We start from the raw sequence: 18,619 nt of genomic DNA, 5'->3' as shown, positions 1-18,619 counted from the left end.
GTGACGAATGTGACGATCGTGTGGATCGTCGTCGGCGCGATCGCGGGAGCGGCGCTGCTCTGGCTCGCGATCCTGGCGGCCACGCGCGCGACCCGGCTCGACCGGCTCAACGTGCGCGTCGACCTCGCCTACGAGGCGCTCGTCGCGGCGCTGGAGCGCCGCGCCGTCGTCGCACGGGCCATCGCGTCCACGGCCCCGGACGGCGAGGGCGCCCGTGACCTCGCCGCCGCCGCGACCGACGCCGAAGCCGCACCGCGTCAGGAGCGGGAAGCCGCCGAGAACCGGCTGTCGGTGGCACTGGCCGGGGTGGCCGACACCGACCGGCCACCGGTTCTGGTCGCCGAACTCGCGGATGCCCAGACGCGGGTGACGATGGCGCGGCGCTTCTACAACGACGCGGTCCGCGATGCGCGAGCCCTGGGCGGTCGGCGAATGGTGCGCTGGCTCCGGCTGGGCGGACATTCCCGGCTCCCGGAGTACTTCGAGATCACCGAACGCGTCAGCGGTTCCCGCTGACTCCCTTCCCGCCGGACCCGGCGTTGGTCGGCACCGAGCCGATCGGGTTTACTTGGAGGGACATCCGACACCACTGAACAGGGAGATCAATCAGTGTCCACTGAGGCTCAGAACGCACCGGCGACCGGCACGGCTCGCGTCAAGCGCGGTATGGCCGAAATGCTCAAGGGCGGCGTCATCATGGACGTGGTCACCCCCGAGCAGGCCAAGATCGCCGAGGATGCGGGTGCCGTCGCGGTCATGGCTCTCGAGCGCGTTCCCGCCGACATCCGCGCTCAGGGCGGCGTGTCGCGGATGAGCGACCCGGACATGATCGACGGGATCATCGAGGCCGTGTCGATTCCGGTGATGGCCAAGGCCCGCATCGGTCACTTCGTCGAGGCGCAGATCCTGCAGAGCCTCGGCGTCGACTACATCGACGAGTCCGAGGTGCTGACCCCGGCCGACTACGAGAACCACATCGACAAGTTCGCCTTCACCGTGCCCTTCGTCTGCGGTGCCACCAACCTCGGCGAGGCGCTGCGCCGCATCAACGAGGGCGCCGCGATGATCCGGTCGAAGGGCGAGGCCGGGACCGGCGACGTCTCGAACGCCACCACCCACATGCGCCGGATCCGCCAGGAGATCCGCCGCCTCACCTCGCTGCCCGAGGACGAGCTGTACGTGGCGGCCAAGGAACTGCAGGCCCCGTACGAGCTGGTGGTCGAGGTCGCCAAGGCCGGCAAGCTTCCCGTCACGCTGTTCACTGCGGGCGGCATCGCCACCCCGGCGGACGCGGCGATGATGATGCAATTGGGCGCCGAGGGCGTCTTCGTCGGCTCGGGCATCTTCAAGTCGGGCAATCCGGAGCAGCGTGCCGCCGCGATCGTCAAGGCCACCACCTTCTACGACGACCCGGATCAGCTGGCGAAGGTCTCGCGAGGCCTCGGCGAGGCGATGGTCGGCATCAACGTCGACGACATCCCGCAGCCGCACCGGCTCGCCGAGCGCGGCTGGTGATCCGCCGATAAGGCGCAGCATCGAACGAGGTTCCGCGGCGAGTATCGCCGGGAACCTCGTTCGCGTCTCGAGAGCGAGCCGAAGGTCTCGCTCCGGGGTATCGCGGCGTTGACGCTGTGGTAGAAGTACACTCGCGTGGGCGACGTAACCTGCTGCAGCTGTCGCCGGCGCCACGATCGCAGGACTACAGATCGCAGGGGAGACGATGGACGAACCGAGGATTCTGCGCGACGACGCGCTCACCGGCCGGGACGAGGTCGGAGACGTGGTCGTCGACTGGGCGGTCGTCTGCCATGTCGGTCGGGTTCGCGAAGCCAACGAAGACGCCGCGCTGGCCGTTCCCGGACGGTACATCGTCGCCGACGGCATGGGCGGCCATGACAGCGGCGAGCTGGCGAGCGAGGCGGCGCTGCTGACTCTGGCACAGGCACCGGTGGGGGAGAGTTCCGCCGACACGCGGCGGGACATCGCCGAGTTGCTGGAGAAGGCGCAGGAGCGGATCGGTGAGTTCGGCACTGAGACCGGCCGGCGCGCGGGCACCACAGCCACCGGCGTCGTTCTGGCGATCGAGGACGGTGTTCCGAACTGGGTCGCGTTCAACATCGGTGATTCGCGCACCTATCTGTACTCGGCGGGCGAGCTGCGCCAGGTGAGCGTCGATCACTCCCAAGTGCAGGAACTCGTCGCCGCCGGATATCTGACGTCCGAACAGGCCCGTGTCGACCCGCGCCGGAATGTCATCACTCGTGCGCTCGGTGCGGGCATGACCGTTCCCGTCGCCGATTACTTCGCCTTCGCCGCAGCCGACGGCGACGTGGTGCTGCTGTGCTCGGACGGGCTCGACGGCGAGTTGAGCGACGACGAGATCGCCGTGATCCTGGAGGCCTCGCCCGACAACGAGGTCGCCGCCGCGGCTCTGGTCGAGGCCGCCCTGGAGTCGGGGGCGCACGACAATGTCACGGTGGTGGTCCTGTCGGCGACACTGCCGTCCGCCGCCGCCGAACCGGACCCGAACGCGACTGCGAGCCAGTGACGGTGCGACCGGAAGCGAGCACCACCTTCGTCGAGTACTGCGGCGAGCGGATGCCCGTGCTTCCCGGAGCACCGTTCTACATCGGCCGTGAGGCCACGCTGACCGTCGACGACAACCCCTATCTGCACCGCCGGTTCCTCGTGCTGCACGACGAGAACGGCATGTGGTGGCTGACGAATCTCGGGACGCATCTGTCCGCGACGGTGACCGCCGCCGACCTCGGCTTCACCGCGACGCTCGGTCCGGGCGCGCGGATGCCGCTCGTGTTCGGTCGCACCAGCATCGTCTTCACCGCCGGCCCGACCACCTACGAGGTACAGGTGCAGGCGGGCTCGCCCGACGTCTCCGCACCCACCGTGGAGACCCTGGTGGGCGGTGACACCACGCGCGGGGTGCCGAATTTCACCGAGAGCCAGCGGCTGGCGATCCTGGTGCTGGCCGAGGCGATCCTGAAGCGCGACGGTACCGGTGCCAGCGCCATCCCGAGTTCGGCGCAGGCCGCGGCACGCTTGGGTTGGCCGCTGACGAAGTTCAACCGCAAGCTCGACAATGTGTGCGACAAGCTCGACATGATCGGTGTGAGCGGCATGCGGGCGGGCGGGGGCAAGCTGGCGACCAACCGCAGGTTGCGGCTCGTCGAGTACGCTCTCTCGACCCGGGTCATCAGTCGTGAGGATCTCCCGCTCCTCGACGCGGAGTACGCGCGCAATCAGGCCTCTGAACAGCAGTGATGGCATGGGGAGTTCTCCCCATCGACGGATCTGGCCGAGCCCCATAGCGTTCTCTTCAACAGCCGCGGAACAGTGAGTTCCAGCGCCGAGAAAGGGAATTCGAGATGACCGTCACCGCAATCGCCGCCGCTCCTGCCGCCGCCCCCGCCGCCCGCGAGGCCGCACGCACCCGCCACTCACGCGGACCGGGTTCGGCGAGCAGCGGCGCCGCGTCGGCCGTCGACCGTCGTCGCCGGGAGGCGCTCGCCCGGCTCAGCGCCCGGGTGATGCCGTTGCCCGGCCGCCCGCTGTACGCCGCGCCCGCTCCCGCCACTGCGGGCCGGCAGGCCGACGCGGCGGTTCCGGCGGCGCGGCTGCCGCAGCCGACGCTCACCGATCGGGAGGTGGAGGTGCTGCGCACCTGGCTGATGCTCGATTCGAAGCCTGCGGTCGCCGAGGCGCTGTACATCTCGCTCGGCACGGTCAACACCCATCTGACCCGCATCCGGGCCAAGTACGCCGAACTCGGCCGTCCGGCCTCCACCAAGGCCGCGCTCGTCGCCCGTGCGATTCAGGACGACATCGTCGACATCGACGAGCTCTGAGGCCCGGCCAGTCGCCGGTGAACCTGCCGGTCCTACCGGTGCCGCAGCATCGGCACGTCGAGACCGACCGGCGGCACGCCGAAGGCGTCGACGAGCGTCTGAGCGTGCGGCCGCAGGTCGGCGCAGAGTTCGTTGACGCCGCGACGGACGGCCTTGGCGCGTTCCACGCTGACGTGCCGGTGCATGAGGAACCACGACAGGTCCTCTTCCAGGACCGAGTAGACGAACAGGTCGCGGACCCGCTTGAGCAACCGGCGGGTCTCGCGGTCCTGGACTCGTCCGATCACCTCGACGAAGGTTTCGAGAACGATCCGCTCGATATGCGCCTGCCCGACCTTGATCAGGTGATCCTGGGTGTCGGTGAAGACCGCTACCGGATCGGCGTCGTCCTCGCGGGCGCGTCCCAGCCGTCCCGCGACCGTCCGGGTGAGGTGATCCTCCCGGTTGCGGAGCAGCCTGAGCTGAGTTCCGGGGTGTGTGAGGGCGCTGTTCTCGGGGTCTTCGTCGGAGCCGTCGAGCAGGGTCTGCACCACCTGCCGCGCCGCGGTCTTCTCCAGCGCGACGCTGCCTGCCATGTTGGCGACGAACCTCACCCATCCCACGGGGTCGAGGTCGCGGATGTCATCCGCGTACGAGGTGAGCTGCTGCTTGGCGACGAGTTGCGTGAGTACCAGGTTGTCGCCCTCGAAGGTGGTGAAGACGTCGATGTCGCCGCGGAGCAGGGGCAGCAGATTCTCCGACAGGTACCCGGCGCCACCGCAGGCTTCGCGCGCCTCGGAGATCGCGCGCTGGGCCAGCGCCGTGTGACCGGCTTTGATGGCGGCGGCCTTGGTCTCCAGACGGCGCATGTCGGCCGGGTCGACGGTGTCCGGGTCCGCGGTCTGCAAGTCGTGGAGTTCGGCGGTGACCTCGTTCTGTGCGAGTGCGAAGGCGTATGCGCGCGCCACCAGGGGGAGAAGCCGTCGCTGGTGTGTGCGGTAGTCCATCAGCAGTAGTTCGCCGTCGCCGCCGGGCGCCTGAAACTGTCGGCGGACCAGGGCGTAGTTCACCGCGAGGGCCAGGCCGAAGCGTCCCGCGGCACCGGCCGAGGCGCCTACGGTGACGCGGCCGCGGACCAGGGTGCCGAGCATGGTGAAGAACCGGCGGTTGTCGGACTCGATGGGGCTGGAGTACGTGCCGTCGGCGGCCACGTCGCCGTACCGGTTGAGCAGGTTGGCGCGCGGGACACGGACGTGGTCGAAGGAGATCCGGCCGTTGTCCACTCCGGGGAGACCGCCCTTGTAGCCGCAGTCGGAGGTGGTGACGCCGGGGAGGTCGGCGCCGTCGGCGTCCCGGATCGGCACCACGAAGCAGTGGACGCCGCGGCCGACCGGTTCCTCGCCCGGCCCGCCGGTGACGAGCTGTGCGAAGACCGCGGCGTAGCGGGCGTGGGCGGCGGCCCCGCCGATGTAGTCCTTGCGCGAGTTCGGCGTCGGCGAATGGATTTCGAACTCTTCGGTGTCGGGTCGATAGGTGGCGGTGGTCTCCAAGTGCTGGACGTTGGATCCGTGGCCGGTCTCCGTCATCGCGAAACAGCCGAGTACGTCGAGGTCGATGAGGCCGCGGACGTATTCGTCGTGGTGGCGTGCGGTGCCGAGGTTCTCGATGGCTCCGCCGAACAGGCCCCATTGGACGCCGGCCTTGACCATCAGTGAGAGGTCGCCGTAGCCGGTGGTCTCGATGGCGGTGACGGCTGCGCCCACGTCACCGGTGCCGCCGTGCTCGGCCCGGAAGCCGGCAGCGGGGAAACCGAGGGCGACCATCTCCTTCATCTGGCCGAGCACGCGGGCGCGATAGTCGTCGAGGGACAGTCCGGACTGAGGGAGCAGTGCGTGAGTCTGGATGTGGTCGCGTACGGTGTCGCGGGTGGCGGCCCACCGCCCGTCGAGGACGGTGCGCAACCGGGCGGCCAGATCCGCTCCGGTGTCGTCGGTGCCGGCGTCTGCAGAACTCGTCTCGGGGCTCATGCCCTGACCCTACCGAGGGGTTGCCGACGCCGGGAGCGGAGCGGAGTGCGTGGAGCGGCGTGCGCGGGTCTCGGCAGCTGGTGCGATAATCGCCGGGTGGCGAGCATTGAAGAGATTCTGGCCGTGGAGCGGATCGACAACGACATCTATCGCGGCGGTTCCTTCCCGAGCCAGCTGCGCAGGACGTTCGGCGGTCAGGTGGCCGGGCAGGCCCTGGTGGCCGCGACCCGGACAGTGGACCGGGAGTTCGCCGTCCACTCGCTGCACGGCTATTTCCTGCGGCCGGGAAGGCCGGACGAGCCCGCGGTGTTCATGGTCGACCGCATCCGCGACGGGCGTTCGTTCGTGACCCGGCGGGTGACCGGTGTGCAGGACGGCGAGGCGATCTTCTCGATGTCGGCGTCGTTCCATGTGACCCACGACGAGGGCATCGAGCACCAGGATCGGATGCCCGAGGTGCCGGACCCGGAGTCGCTGCCGGGCCGCGAGTCGGCGGACGACAGTCAGAGGGCGCTGCTGGAGGAGTGGGCGAACTTCGACATCCGGATCGTCGGTCAGGCGGAGACCTCCAGGTATCCGGGGCTGGCCGCACAACAGCGGGTCTGGTTCAAGTACCGGCTCCCGTTGCCGGACGACCATCTGCTGCACGTGTGCACGCTGGCGTACATGAGTGACATGACGCTGCTGGGGTCGTCGATGACGGTGCACCCGGGGGCGAAGGCGCAGACGGCCTCGCTCGATCACGCGATGTGGTTCCTCCGGCCGTTCCGGGCCGACGACTGGCTGCTGTACGACCAGACCTCGCCGTCGGCGGGCGGCGGGCGGGCCCTGACCCAGGGCCGGATCTTCGACCGCTCCGGCCGGATGGTGGCCGCGGTGACCCAGGAGGGACTGACCAGGTCGGTCGCTACCGACTCGGCCGCGTCGATCATGAGGCAGGACCGGTGAGCGTGCGGATCGGTGTGCTCGCTCTGCAGGGCGATGTCCGCGAGCACGTGGCGGCGCTGGCCGCGTGCGGTGCCGAGGCGGTACCGGTGCGCCGGGAATCGGAGCTCTACGCGGTGGACGGCCTGGTGATCCCCGGCGGCGAATCGACGGCGATGAGCCGGCTGCTCGGTGTGTTCGAGCTCTACGACCCGCTGGTGAAGCGGTTGCGCGACGGGCTGCCCGCGTACGGCTCATGCGCGGGGATGATCATGCTGGCGTCGAAGATCCTCGACACCCGGCCGGACGCCCGGCATCTCGACGCACTGGATGTGACGGTGCGGCGTAATGCGTTCGGGCGTCAGGTGGAATCGTTCGAGACCGATCTGAGCTTCGCCGGCATCACAGACCGACCGGGGGCGCGTCCGGTGCGCGCCGTGTTCATCCGGGCGCCGTGGGTGGAGGAGACCGGGCCGGGAGTGCAGGTCCTGGCGACGGTGGATCGCGGGCCCGCGGCGGGGCGTGTCGTCGCCGTACGGCAGGGAAATGTGCTGGCCACGTCGTTTCATCCGGAGGTCACCGGCGACGTGCGCGTGCACGAGTTCTTCGTCGATATGGTTGCCACAGCGTAGAATCTGCCCGTGCCCTGACAGGCATCGCTGACTTTTCACGAAGGGAACACCACAATGAGCGGCCACTCCAAATGGGCCACCACCAAGCACAAGAAGGCTGTCATCGACGCCAAGCGCGGCAAGATGTTCGCCAAGCTGATCAAGAACATCGAGGTGGCGGCTCGTACGGGTGGTAGTGATCCGGCAGGCAATCCGACGCTGTACGACGCGATTCAGAAGGCGAAGAAGTCGTCGGTCCCGAACGACAACATCGAGCGCGCACGCAAGCGCGGCGGCGGTGAAGAGGGCGGCGGCGCCGACTGGCAGAACATCACCTACGAGGGCTACGGCCCCAACGGCGTCGCCATCCTGATCGAGTGCCTGACCGACAACCGCAACCGTGCCGCGACCGAGGTCCGGGTGGCGATGACCCGCAACGGCGGCAACATGGCCGACCCGGGCTCGGTGTCGTACCTGTTCACCCGCAAGGGCGTGGTGACGTTGGAGAAGGGCGATCAGACCGAGGACGACGTGCTGATGGCCGTGCTGGACGCGGGTGCCGAGGAGGTCACCGATCTGGGTGATTCCTTCGAGATCGTCAGCGAACCCGGTGATCTGGTCGCCGTGCGCACGGCGCTCCAGGAGGCGGGAATCGACTACGACTCGGCCGAGCCGGACTTCCGCGCGTCGGTCGAGGTGGCCGTCGACGCCGAGGGCGCGCGCAAGGTGATGAAACTGATCGATGCGCTGGAGGACTCCGACGACGTTCAGAACGTCTACAGCAATGTCGACATCAGCGACGAGGTGCTCGCCGAGCTCGAGAACGACTGATAGAGTCTCGAACAAGTGTTCTTACCGCTGCGCTGCAGCGGAGGATGCCGTCGTCGTGCCGATCGGGTGCGACGACGGCCTTGATCGGGAAGTGAGGCGCGAGTGCGAGTCATGGGCGTCGACCCCGGCCTCACCCGATGCGGAATCGCGTTGGTGGAGGCGGGAACCGGCCGCAGAGTCACCGCGCTCGACGTCGACGTGGTCCGCACCCCGGCCGACATGGAACTGGCCGAACGGCTGCTTGCGATCCACGTGGGCGCCGTCCACTGGATCGACACGCACGGACCCGACGTCGTGGCGATCGAGCGGGTCTTCGCGCAACGCCAGGTGAGCACGGCGATGGGTACGGCACAGGCGGCGGGCGTGATCGCGCTGGCCGCCGCGCAACGCGGGATCCCGGTGCGGTTCCACACGCCGAGCGAGGTGAAGGCCGCTGTCACCGGCTCCGGCCGGGCGGACAAGGCGCAGGTGACGGCGATGGTCACGCGGATTCTCGGAATGCAGACGCCGCCGAAGCCGGCCGACGCGGCCGACGCGCTCGCGCTGGCCATCTGTCACTGCTGGCGCGGTCCGGTCAACGATCGCATGGAAGAGGCCGCCAAGCGGGCGCGCGAGGCGCAGAACCGTCATCGCGCCCGGCTCAAGGCGGCACAGGAGGAGGCCCGCGCTGTGCTGGGCGGAGAGGCGGCGTCGTGATCGCGTCCGTGTCCGGCGAGGTCATCGACATCGCGCTCGATCACGCTGTGATCGAATGCGCCGGAGTCGGCTATCGCGTCTTGGCGACTCCGCCGACTCTCGGGTCGCTCAAGCGGGGGACCACGGTGCGGCTCCTCACCGCCATGATGGTGCGCGAGGACTCGATGACGCTGTACGGCTTCACCGATCCCGAGGCGCGCGACCTGTTCGGGTTGCTGCAGACGGTGACCGGCGTCGGTCCGCGTCTGGCGATGGCGACGCTGGCGGTCCTCGAGCCGGACACCCTGCGGCGTGCGCTGGCCGATTCGGATGCGAAGGCGCTCACGGCGGTTCCGGGGATCGGCAAGCGGGTGGCCGAACGGCTGGTGGTGGAGCTGCGCGACAAGGTGACCGCCGGACCGGCGTCGTCGCAGGCGGGAGTCTCGGTGCCTGCCGGAGCCGGCGCCCAGGTCACCGAGGCTCTCGTCGGCCTCGGCTTCACCGAGGGCGCCGCGCAGAAGGCCGTCGCCGCGGTACTCGCCGACAACGCCGACGCCGACTCGTCGGCTCTCCTTCGCGCCGCGCTCACCGCCCTCGGGCCGCGTCGATGAATCCGGAAGAAGACTTCCTGGCGGCCGGTCCCATCGCGGGCGACGGTGACCTCGACGCGAGTCTGCGGCCGTCGAGCCTGACCGACTTCATCGGGCAGCCGCGCGTCCGCGAACAGCTCGAACTGGTGCTGCACGCGGCGCGGGCGCGGGGCCGCACGCCCGATCACATCCTGCTGTCGGGGCCTCCCGGGCTGGGCAAGACGTCGCTGGCGATGATCATCGCCGGCGAGATGGGGGCGGCGATCCGCATCACCTCGGGCCCCGCGCTGGAGCGGGCGGGCGATCTGGCGGCGATGCTGTCGAATCTCGTCGAGGGCGATGTGCTGTTCATCGACGAGATCCATCGCATCGCCCGGCCCGCCGAGGAGATGCTGTACCTGGCGATGGAGGACTTCCGCGTCGACGTCGTCGTGGGCAAGGGCCCGGGCGCCACGTCCATCCCGCTGGAGGTGGCGCCGTTCACCCTGGTGGGCGCCACCACGCGATCCGGCGCACTGACCGGCCCGCTGCGCGACCGGTTCGGATTCACCGCGCACATGGAGTTCTACGAGACCGGCGAGCTGGTCCGGGTGCTGCAGCGGTCGGCGGCGATCCTCGGGATCACCATCGAACCGGAGGCCGCGGCCGAGGTCGCCGGACGCTCGCGCGGAACGCCCCGGATCGCGAATCGGCTCCTGCGGAGAGTGCGGGACTACGCGGAGGTCCGCGGCGACGGCCGCGTCGACCTGTCGGCCGCGCGCGCGGCGCTGGCGGTGTACGACGTGGACGAACTGGGACTGGATCGGCTCGATCGCGCGGTACTCGGCGCTCTCGTGCGCGGCTTCGGCGGGGGGCCGGTGGGCGTCTCGACGCTCGCCGTGGCCGTCGGCGAGGAACCGGCCACGGTGGAAGAGGTGTGCGAGCCGTTCCTGGTGCGCGCCGGAATGATCGCGCGGACTCCGCGGGGCCGTGTCGCCACCGCGGCGGCCTGGCATCACCTGGGTCTTCAGCCGCCGGCGGGTGCGATGGACCGAGTACTCGGGGTCCGCGTGCGCGAGGACGGCACCGGAACCCTCTTCGACTGACGCACGTCACGCCGTCGGACGGGCGGTCGCGCGGGCTGTCGTACGGGCGGTCGTACGACGCGATCGGTCGGAGGGTGAATCAGAATCGCGACGCGAGCGCCACCTGTGAGTCTCGCGCCCGGCGGGCCTGGCACACTGGTCCCCATGGAATCGTTGATCCTCCCGTTGATGCTGGTCTTGATGGCCGGCTTCATGTTCTTCAGCATCCGCAACCAGAAGAAGCGTGCGGCCGCTATGAACGAGATGCAGAACTCCCTCGAGGCCGGTGCGCGCGTGCAGCTGCATTCGGGTCTCTTCGCCACCGTGGTCGACACCGGCGACGGTGACAGCGACGTCGTGAAGCTCGAACTCGCTCCCGGTGTGGTGACCGAGTGGAACCGGCTGGCCATCCGCGAGGTCGTGACGCCGGAGAGCGAGGCCACCGATGAGGCCCCCGAGGTGGAGACCACAGCGCTTGAGACCACCGCGATCGAGACATCAGAGATCGTTCCGGACGCGCCGGCGGCCGACGAATCGCGCGACGAGAAGAACGAAGCGAAGCCCGAAGAGAAGTAGACGACCCACGTGACTAAACCCAATCGACGCGCCGCCGGCACCAAGCTGCGGCCCGAGGTTGCACCGTGGAAGCCGCTCACGGTGTTCTTCGTCGTCCTCGGCATCATCTATGCGCTGGTGTTCTTCACAGGCGGCGGAAGCCCGAAGCCCAAACTCGGCATCGACCTGCAGGGCGGCACCCGGGTGGTGCTGACCGCTCGCACCGACGACGGCAAGGCGCCCTCGGCCGAACAGCTCGACCAGGCGCGCCAGATCATCGACCAGCGCGTCAACGGCCTCGGCGTCGGCGGCTCGGAGGTCGTCGTCAACGGCAGCACCATCGTCATCACCGTGCCGGGTGACGACGGCAAACAGGCTCGTGCGCTCGGTCAGACCGCGCGGCTCTACATTCGTCCGGTCGTCGAGCAGCAGCCGGCGACCAAGCAGAAACCGGATCCGACGGCCAAGAAGGTCGCCGATATGACGCCGGAGGAGCAGACCGCGGCCATCGACGAGCAGCGCAGCCTGCGGCAGGCCCCGGCGAACGCCGACAAGGCCACCCTCGACAAGCTGCGACAGGAGATGGGCAAGCTCGACTGCTCGGCGTCGACCAACGACCCGCTGGTGGGCCACGACCGGCCGGACGAGTACCTCGTCACCTGCGGTGACAAGGACGGGATGGTGTACCTGCTCGAGCCGATGCTGATCGACGGCCGCGATATCGCGAGCGCGAAGGCCGGGCAGAACCAGACGGGCGCGTGGACGGTCAACGTCGATTTCAAGGGCGACGGCAAGAAGACGTGGGCCGACTACACGGGCAAGCACGTCGGAACCCAGACCGCGGTCACGCTCGACACCCGGGTGCTGAGTGCGCCGTCGATCAACCAGCAGATTCTCGGCACCACCGAGATCAGCGGCTCCTTCACCCAGGACGAGGCGAACCAGCTGGCCAACGCACTGAAATACGGTTCGCTGCCGCTGTCGTTCGCGATGTCGGACGCTCAGACGGTCTCGGCGACCCTCGGACTGCACTCGCTGCAGGCCGGCCTGATCGCAGGCCTGGTCGGCCTGATCCTGGTCCTGATCTACTCGCTGATCTACTACCGCGCGATGGGCTTCCTGTCGGTGCTGTCGCTGATCCTGGCCGGTGCGATGGTGTACGGCATCATCGTGCTGCTGGGCCGCTGGATCGACTTCACGCTCGACCTCGCGGGCATCGCCGGTCTGATCATCGGCATCGGCATGACCGCCGACTCGTTCGTGGTCTACTTCGAGCGCATCAAGGACGAGATGCGTGAGGGCCGGACGGTGCGGTCGGCGGTGTCCCGCGGCTGGCAGAGCGCGCGGCGCACGGTCTGGACCGGCAACGCGGTCAGCTTCATCTGCGCGGCGATCATCTACCTGCTCGCCGTGGGGGCGGTGCGCGGATTCGCGTTCACCCTGGGCTTGACCACGCTGATCGACATCGTCATCGTGTTCCTCGTGACGCACCCGCTGGTGGTGCTCGCGAGCCGGAACGAGTTCCTTTCCCGACCGGCCGTCAACGGCCTCGGCGCGGTATCGGAGGTGGCGCGGGCTCGTCGCAAGGCGAGCGCAGCGGCACGTACCTCCGGCTCCGCCGCTGATCGATCAGAGGGGGAGTCGCAGTGAGCGACAAGACGACCTCAGACACGTCGCGCTCCGGCACGGCGCCCGCGGACTGGGCCGACGCCGACTACGTCGCGGCCAAGGACCAGTCCTTCCTCTCCCGCCTGTACTCCGGCACCGGCGCCTTCGACGTCGTCGGGCGGCGCCGCCGCATGTGGTACGTCATCTCCGGCGTGCTGATGCTGATCTGCATCCTGTCGATCGCGATCCGCGGGTTCACCTTCGGCATCGACTTCGAGGGCGGAACCCAGGTGTCGGTGCCCGCACGCGCCGGCGTCACCACGAGCGAGGTGTCGAAGGTCTTCAGCGACACCCTCGGCAAGGACCCGCAGTCGGTTCAGCAGGCGGGCAGCGGCAACTCCGCGACCATCCAGCTGCGCACCGAGACGCTCACGACCGAGGAGACCGGCAAGCTCCTGCACGCGCTCGGCACGGCCTTCGAGCCGGAGGTGACCCAGGCCGATGTGAGTTCCTCCGACGTCAGCTCGACGTGGGGCAAGGAGATCACGCGAAAGATGCTGATCGCGCTCGCGGTGTTCCTGGTGGTGGCGTTCATCTACATCGCGATCAGATTCGACAAGGAGATGTCGATCGCGGCGATGGCCTCGCTGATCTTCGACCTCGTCGTCACCGCCGGCATCTATTCGCTCGTCGGTTGGGAGATGACGCCCGCGACGGTGATCGGCCTGCTGACGATCCTCGGCTTCTCCGTCTACGACACGGTGGTGGTCTTCGACAAGGTCGAGGAGAACACCAGATCGGTGCTCGCGACCACGCGCCGCACATACGCCGAGCAGACCAACCTCGCGGTGAACCAGACGCTGATGCGCTCGATCAACACCACGGTGATCTCGATCCTGCCGATCATCGCGCTGATGGTGGTCGCCGTGTGGATGCTCGGTGTCGGCACGCTGAAGGATCTGGCGCTGATCCAGCTCGTCGGCGTGGTCGTCGGCACCTTCTCCTCGGTCTTCCTCGCCTCGCCGCTGCTGGTGACGATGAAGGAACGATCGACCGACATCAAGCGGCACACGGCCAAGGTCCTCGCCCGCCGAGAGAAGGTCTCAGCATGATTCACCCGCGGCTGCGCCGTGCCGCAGCTCTGCTCGCGGTCGGTGCGGCCGCGGGTGGAGCACTCGTCGCGTGCGGCGGCGAGAAGCGGTCGGACGTGGACTACCTCATCGACGCACGGGTGTCGTCGTACAACGTCAACACCGTCGACGCGCATGCCGACGGTGCCCTGATGGCGCTGACCCGCGTGCTCCCGGGCTTCTCCATCGTCGGCCCGGAGGGCCAGATCCTCGCCGATCGGGACGTGGGCACCGTCTCGCAGGAACAGGGCGAGGCCCTGACTCTGCGCTACGACTTCACACCCGCCGCGGTCTACTCCGACGGCACCGCGCTCAGCTGCGACGATCTGTTCCTGGCGGCGACCGCGATGGGCGGCTCGGTACCGGGTTTCGACGCCGCCACCAACGCGGGTTACCGCGACATCGCGCGTGTGGAATGCACACCGGGCGCCCGGACCGCCACCGTGGTCTTCAAACGCGGCAGCGCCTACGGCCAGTGGAACGAGCTCTTCGGTTCCGGAACGCTGCTGCCCGCGCACGTCGTGGCGCGGCTGGCGGGCGTGCCCAACGTGGTCGACCCGATCCGTTCGGGCGACCGGACCGCGATCGCCAAGATCGCGAAGGCGTGGAACACCGGTTTCGACCTTCGGCCGGGAGCCGCGGTCGAGGCCGACCGGTTCCCGTCCGCCGGTCCGTATCGCATTGACTCGTACACCGTCGACGGCGGTCTCAAGCTGGTCGCGAACGACAAGTGGTGGGGCGCGCGCCCGGCGGCGCAGACCATCACCGTCTGGCCGCGGGGCACCGACGGCGAAGCCGCCCTCGACGGTTCCCGGTCCACCGTCATCGACACCGCCGACCTCGCGCTCGGCGATCGGGTGTCCGGACGCGCCGCGCCCACCACCCCCGTCGACCGATCGACGTTGCGCGAACCGGCTCCGCTGTCGGTGACGCAGCTGGTGTTCGCCGGCAAGGGGGCCGCGGCCGATCCGCTGGTGCGCAAGGCACTGGCGTCGTGCATGCCGCGCGACGCTCTCGCCCGCCGCTTCGGCACCAACGGCGTGGTGTGGAATCTGCGCACCGCCTCACCCGCGGATCCTCTGGGACCGTCGCTGAACGTCCAGTACGGCCGCCGGTACCCGCGGTCGGACGTGCCGCGAGCCAAGGAACTGCTGGCCCAGCGCGCGATCGGAGAGAACGGGGCGCGCGCGAAACCCCGGATCCGGATCGGATACCTCGCGAAGTCGCAGGAGAACGCCGACGCGGTCCGGATGATCGCCGACGCCTGCACTCCCGCGGGTTTCACCGTGGAGGACGTCGCCTCGCCCGATCTGTCGGTGACCGCGCTCGGCACGGACGTCGACGCGCTGCTGCTCTCGGACGGGAGCTTCGCCGCGTCGAGCACCGCATCGGGCTTCCCTGAGGCGTACGCACTCTTCGGCGGCGACCCGCTGAACCTGTCGGGTTTCCGTAACAAGCAGGTCAGCGACGCGATCACCGAGCTGGCGGCGACGCGCAGCGACAGCGCCCGGCTACCGCTGCTGCGGACGATCGAGACGGCGGCGTGGGACGAATTGCCGACGGTTCCGCTGTTCGGCACCGTCCGCGCACGGGAATCGTCGTCGGTCACGCATGTGGTCCCCGGGCTCGGCGTGTCGGGCACCGGCTGGAACATGGACCGCTGGGGCGTGTCGGGGTGAGCCTCACCGAACGCTCGTCCGACCTGCGGGGCCTGGCGCAGGCCGCGATCGAGCAGCATGCTCGGCTCGTCGCCGACTTCCCTTCGCCCGGTGTCGAATTCAAAGATCTGACGCCCGTGCTCGCCGATGCGGCGGCGTTCGCCGCGGTGACCGGCGCACTCGCCCAGGCCTGCGCGGGGGCCGACCTCATCGCGGGCATCGACGCGCGAGGCTTCCTCGTCGGCGGTGCCGTGGCCCGCGAACTGGGCACAGGTCTCGTCGCGGTCCGTAAGGCGGGCAAGCTGCCGCCGCCGGTCATCGGCGTCGACTACCAGCTCGAATACGGCACGTCGCGGCTCGAGGTGCCGGCCGAGGGGATCGACTTCACGGGGCGCCGTGTCGCCGTGGTCGACGACGTCCTGGCGACCGGGGGGACGGTCGTGGCCGCCACCCGGCTGCTCGAATCCGCCGGTGCGCGGGTCGAGGCGATCGCGGTGATCATGGAACTCGCGGATCTGCCCGGCCGGGCCACGATCGCCGCGGACCTCGGACCCGCTGTTCGAGTGCATAACCTCTGCCGCGGCTGAGTACCATCGCGTTATGAGCGATCCCGACACCAAGCGCCCGGACGACGGTTCACCGCTGAGTTCGCGCCGCGTGCGAGCGCGTTTGGCACGGCGGATGACGGCGCCGCCGCGCAGCGGGGTCGCGCCGGTCCTGGAACCGCTCGTGAGTCTGCACCGCGAGGTGTATCCGAAAGCCGACGTCGCCGTCCTGCAGCAGGCCTATGCGGTGGCGGAGGAGGCCCACTCGGGCCAGTTCCGCAAGTCCGGTGACCCGTACATCACGCATCCACTGGCGGTCGCCACCATCCTCGCCGACCTCGGCATGGACACCACCACGCTGGTGGCGGCGCTGCTGCACGACACGGTCGAGGACACCAGCTACTCCTTGGAGAAGCTCGAGGCGGACTTCGGCGCCGAAGTGGCGCATCTGGTCGACGGCGTCACCAAACTCGACAAGGTGGCGCTCGGCAGTGCGGCGGAGGCCGAGACCATTCGCAAGATGATCATCGCGATGGCGCGTGATCCGCGGGTGCTGGTCATCAAAGTCGCCGACCGTCTCCACAACATGCGCACCATGCGGTTCCTCCCGCCCGAGAAGCAGGCCCGCAAGGCGCGCGAGACCCTCGAGGTGATCGCACCGCTCGCGCACCGGCTGGGCATGGCGACCGTGAAGTGGGAACTGGAGGATCTCGCCTTCGCGATTCTGCATCCGAAGAAGTACGAGGAGATCGTCCGGCTCGTCGCCGACCGCGCACCCAGCCGGGACACCTATCTCGCGCGCGTGCGCTCCGACCTCAACACCGCGCTCGGCGCCTCGCGCATCACCGCCACCGTCGAAGGCCGGCCGAAGCACTACTGGTCGATCTATCAGAAGATGATCGTCAAGGGCAAGGACTTCGACGACATCCACGATCTCGTCGGCATGCGCATCCTGTGCGACGAGGTCCGCGACTGCTACGCCGCGATCGGCGTGGTCCACTCGCTCTGGCAGCCGATGGCCGGTCGCTTCAAGGACTACATCGCGCAACCCAGCTTCGGCGTGTATCAGTCGCTGCACACCACGGTGATCGGCCCCGAGGGCAAGCCGCTCGAGGTGCAGATCCGCACCTTCGAGATGCACCGGACCGCGGAGTTCGGCATCGCCGCGCACTGGCGCTACAAGGAGGGCCGGAAGGGCAAGGGGCGCAAGGCGACCGACATCGCCGAGGTCGACGACATGGCGTGGATGCGGCAGTTGCTCGACTGGCAGCGGGAGGCGGCCGACCCGGGGGAGTTCCTCGAGTCCCTGCGCTACGACCTCGCGGTGAAGGAGATCTTCGTCTTCACCCCGAAGGGCGACGTGATCACGCTCCCCGCGGGGTCGACGCCCATCGACTTCGCCTACGCGGTCCACACCGAGGTTGGCCACCGGTGCATCGGAGCCCGCGTGAACGGGCGACTGGTGGCGCTGGAGCGGGCGCTGGAGAACGGCGAAGTGGTGGAGGTGTTCACGTCCAAGGCCGAGAACGCCGGACCGAGCAAGGACTGGCAGAACTTCGTCGTCTCGCCCCGCGCCAAGGCCAAGATCCGCCAATGGTTCGCCAAGGAGCGCCGCGAGGAGGCACTCGAAGCCGGCAAGGACGCAATCGTCAAGGAGGTCCGCCGCGGCGGTCTGCCCGTGCACCGGCTGGTCTCGGGCGAGTCGATCAACGCGCTGGCCAAGGAGTTCGGCTTCAACGACGTCGATGCGCTGTACACGGCGGTCGGAGAGGGACACGTACCTGCGGGACGGGTGGTGCATCGGCTGGTGGCGATGCTCGGCGGCGTCGACGCGGCCGAAGAGGAGATCGCCAACCGGGCTACTCCGTCGTCGCCGACCCGCAGCAGACAGAGCGGTGACAGCGGCGTCGTGGTCGAGGGCGTCGACAACGTGCTGGTCAAGCTCGCCAAATGCTGCACCCCGGTGCCGGGCGACGAGATCCTGGGCTTCGTGACCCGGGGCGGCGGCGTCAGCGTGCACCGCTCCGACTGCACCAATGCCGACGACCTGCGGTCGCAGCCCGAACGCCTGGTCCCGGTGAGTTGGGCGCCCAACCCGTCCTCAGTGTTCCTGGTCGCGATCCAGGTGGAGGCTCTCGATCGGCACCGGCTGCTCTCCGACGTGACCCGCGTCCTCGCCGACGAGCGCGTCAACATCCTCTCCGCCTCGCTCACCACCAACCGTGATCGTGTCGCGGTCAGCAAGTTCACATTCGAGATGGGCGACCCCAAGCATCTCGGCCACGTGCTGAACGTGGTCCGCAACGTCGAGGGCGTCTACGACGTCTACCGTGTGACGTCCGCCGCCTGACCCGCGCCCCTTGAGGGTTCGGAGGGCGCGACGGGCCTGGTTCAGGGCTATCTGCCTCTTCAGGGTCATCGAGTAGCGGAGGAGCGCAGCGACGGAGCGTATCGAGATTGCGTGCGTGTGTCTCGATGCGCCGTGTCGCTTCGCTCTCTTGGCTTTCTCGACCGGCCTGGATAACAGGGTTTTCGAGTAGCGGAGGAGCGTAGCGACGG

Annotated in this window: 18 protein-coding genes; 17 read left to right on the top strand and 1 reads right to left on the bottom strand. The window is 69.0% G+C overall.

Annotated features, from left to right (window positions below; all coding sequences use genetic code 11):
• The 5 genes from ACE11G_RS09525 (at position 1) to ACE11G_RS09505 (ending at position 3,863) form a co-directional block, all read left to right on the top strand.
• Positions 1-516 (top strand): hypothetical protein, encoded by a 516-nt coding sequence (locus ACE11G_RS09525; RefSeq protein ID WP_006896383.1) that lies wholly within the window; start codon positions 1-3, stop codon positions 514-516.
• 93 nt (positions 517-609) lie between these two features.
• Positions 610-1,515, top strand: a complete 906-nt coding sequence (gene pdxS, locus ACE11G_RS09520) for a pyridoxal 5'-phosphate synthase lyase subunit PdxS (protein ID WP_006896384.1) — start codon at positions 610-612, stop codon at positions 1,513-1,515.
• A gap of 205 nt (positions 1,516-1,720) precedes the next feature.
• Positions 1,721-2,548 carry a PP2C family serine/threonine-protein phosphatase gene (locus ACE11G_RS09515; protein ID WP_006896385.1) on the top strand — a complete coding sequence of 276 codons (828 nt, stop codon included), beginning with the start codon at positions 1,721-1,723 and terminating at the stop codon, positions 2,546-2,548.
• A complete protein-coding gene (locus ACE11G_RS09510) occupies positions 2,545-3,279 on the top strand; it encodes a hypothetical protein (protein ID WP_006896386.1) in 735 nt (244 codons plus the stop codon). Before ACE11G_RS09515 ends, ACE11G_RS09510 begins: the two co-directional genes overlap by 4 nt.
• A 104-nt stretch (positions 3,280-3,383) precedes the next feature.
• A complete protein-coding gene (locus ACE11G_RS09505) occupies positions 3,384-3,863 on the top strand; it encodes a LuxR C-terminal-related transcriptional regulator (RefSeq protein WP_101841577.1) in 480 nt (159 codons plus the stop codon).
• A 32-nt stretch (positions 3,864-3,895) separates the two neighbouring features.
• Here ACE11G_RS09505 and ACE11G_RS09500 read toward each other — a convergent pair whose 3' ends face one another.
• Positions 3,896-5,869: an acyl-CoA dehydrogenase gene (locus tag ACE11G_RS09500; protein ID WP_375001958.1), complete on the bottom strand. Its 1,974-nt coding sequence runs from the start codon at positions 5,867-5,869 to the stop codon at positions 3,896-3,898.
• A 96-nt stretch (positions 5,870-5,965) separates the two neighbouring features.
• On the opposite strand from ACE11G_RS09500, the gene tesB reads away from it, so the two are divergent.
• From tesB to ACE11G_RS09440, 12 genes are all read left to right on the top strand, one after another.
• Positions 5,966-6,817, top strand: a complete 852-nt coding sequence (gene tesB, locus ACE11G_RS09495; RefSeq protein ID WP_006898334.1) for an acyl-CoA thioesterase II — start codon at positions 5,966-5,968, stop codon at positions 6,815-6,817.
• Entirely contained in the window at positions 6,814-7,425 is a 612-nt protein-coding gene (gene pdxT / locus ACE11G_RS09490) for a pyridoxal 5'-phosphate synthase glutaminase subunit PdxT (RefSeq protein WP_062367997.1), read from the top strand. Before tesB ends, pdxT begins: the two co-directional genes overlap by 4 nt.
• Before the next feature lie 54 nt (positions 7,426-7,479).
• A complete protein-coding gene (locus ACE11G_RS09485; protein ID WP_006898332.1) occupies positions 7,480-8,235 on the top strand; it encodes a YebC/PmpR family DNA-binding transcriptional regulator in 756 nt (251 codons plus the stop codon).
• A gap of 102 nt (positions 8,236-8,337) precedes the next feature.
• Positions 8,338-8,931 (top strand): crossover junction endodeoxyribonuclease RuvC, encoded by a 594-nt coding sequence (ruvC, locus tag ACE11G_RS09480; protein WP_006898331.1) that lies wholly within the window; start codon positions 8,338-8,340, stop codon positions 8,929-8,931.
• Complete coding sequence (gene ruvA, locus ACE11G_RS09475; protein WP_006898330.1) at positions 8,928-9,521, top strand: Holliday junction branch migration protein RuvA; 594 nt, start codon at positions 8,928-8,930, stop codon at positions 9,519-9,521. Before ruvC ends, ruvA begins: the two co-directional genes overlap by 4 nt.
• Positions 9,518-10,585, top strand: a complete 1,068-nt coding sequence (gene ruvB, locus ACE11G_RS09470; protein WP_045539199.1) for a Holliday junction branch migration DNA helicase RuvB — start codon at positions 9,518-9,520, stop codon at positions 10,583-10,585. The genes ruvA and ruvB overlap by 4 nt, the downstream gene beginning before the upstream one ends.
• A 144-nt stretch (positions 10,586-10,729) precedes the next feature.
• Positions 10,730-11,140 carry a preprotein translocase subunit YajC gene (gene yajC, locus ACE11G_RS09465; RefSeq protein WP_045539198.1) on the top strand — a complete coding sequence of 137 codons (411 nt, stop codon included), beginning with the start codon at positions 10,730-10,732 and terminating at the stop codon, positions 11,138-11,140.
• 9 nt (positions 11,141-11,149) lie between these two features.
• Positions 11,150-12,769 (top strand): protein translocase subunit SecD, encoded by a 1,620-nt coding sequence (gene secD, locus ACE11G_RS09460; RefSeq protein WP_375001953.1) that lies wholly within the window; start codon positions 11,150-11,152, stop codon positions 12,767-12,769.
• A complete protein-coding gene (gene secF, locus ACE11G_RS09455) occupies positions 12,766-13,839 on the top strand; it encodes a protein translocase subunit SecF (RefSeq protein WP_006898326.1) in 1,074 nt (357 codons plus the stop codon). The genes secD and secF overlap by 4 nt, the downstream gene beginning before the upstream one ends.
• Complete coding sequence (locus tag ACE11G_RS09450; RefSeq protein WP_375001950.1) at positions 13,836-15,536, top strand: ABC transporter substrate-binding protein; 1,701 nt, start codon at positions 13,836-13,838, stop codon at positions 15,534-15,536. Before secF ends, ACE11G_RS09450 begins: the two co-directional genes overlap by 4 nt.
• Positions 15,533-16,102, top strand: a complete 570-nt coding sequence (locus tag ACE11G_RS09445; RefSeq protein ID WP_006898324.1) for an adenine phosphoribosyltransferase — start codon at positions 15,533-15,535, stop codon at positions 16,100-16,102. The genes ACE11G_RS09450 and ACE11G_RS09445 overlap by 4 nt, the downstream gene beginning before the upstream one ends.
• A 13-nt stretch (positions 16,103-16,115) precedes the next feature.
• Positions 16,116-18,410: a bifunctional (p)ppGpp synthetase/guanosine-3',5'-bis(diphosphate) 3'-pyrophosphohydrolase gene (locus ACE11G_RS09440; RefSeq protein ID WP_006898323.1), complete on the top strand. Its 2,295-nt coding sequence runs from the start codon at positions 16,116-16,118 to the stop codon at positions 18,408-18,410.
• The last annotated feature ends 209 nt before the right edge of the window (positions 18,411-18,619 follow it).

It is taken from the genome of Gordonia sp. PS3, assembly GCF_041950545.1.
GTDB lineage: Bacteria > Actinomycetota > Actinomycetes > Mycobacteriales > Mycobacteriaceae > Gordonia > Gordonia sihwensis.
The sequence above is the reverse complement of the archived record's forward strand: the minus strand, read 5'-3'. Positions and strand labels throughout refer to the sequence as shown.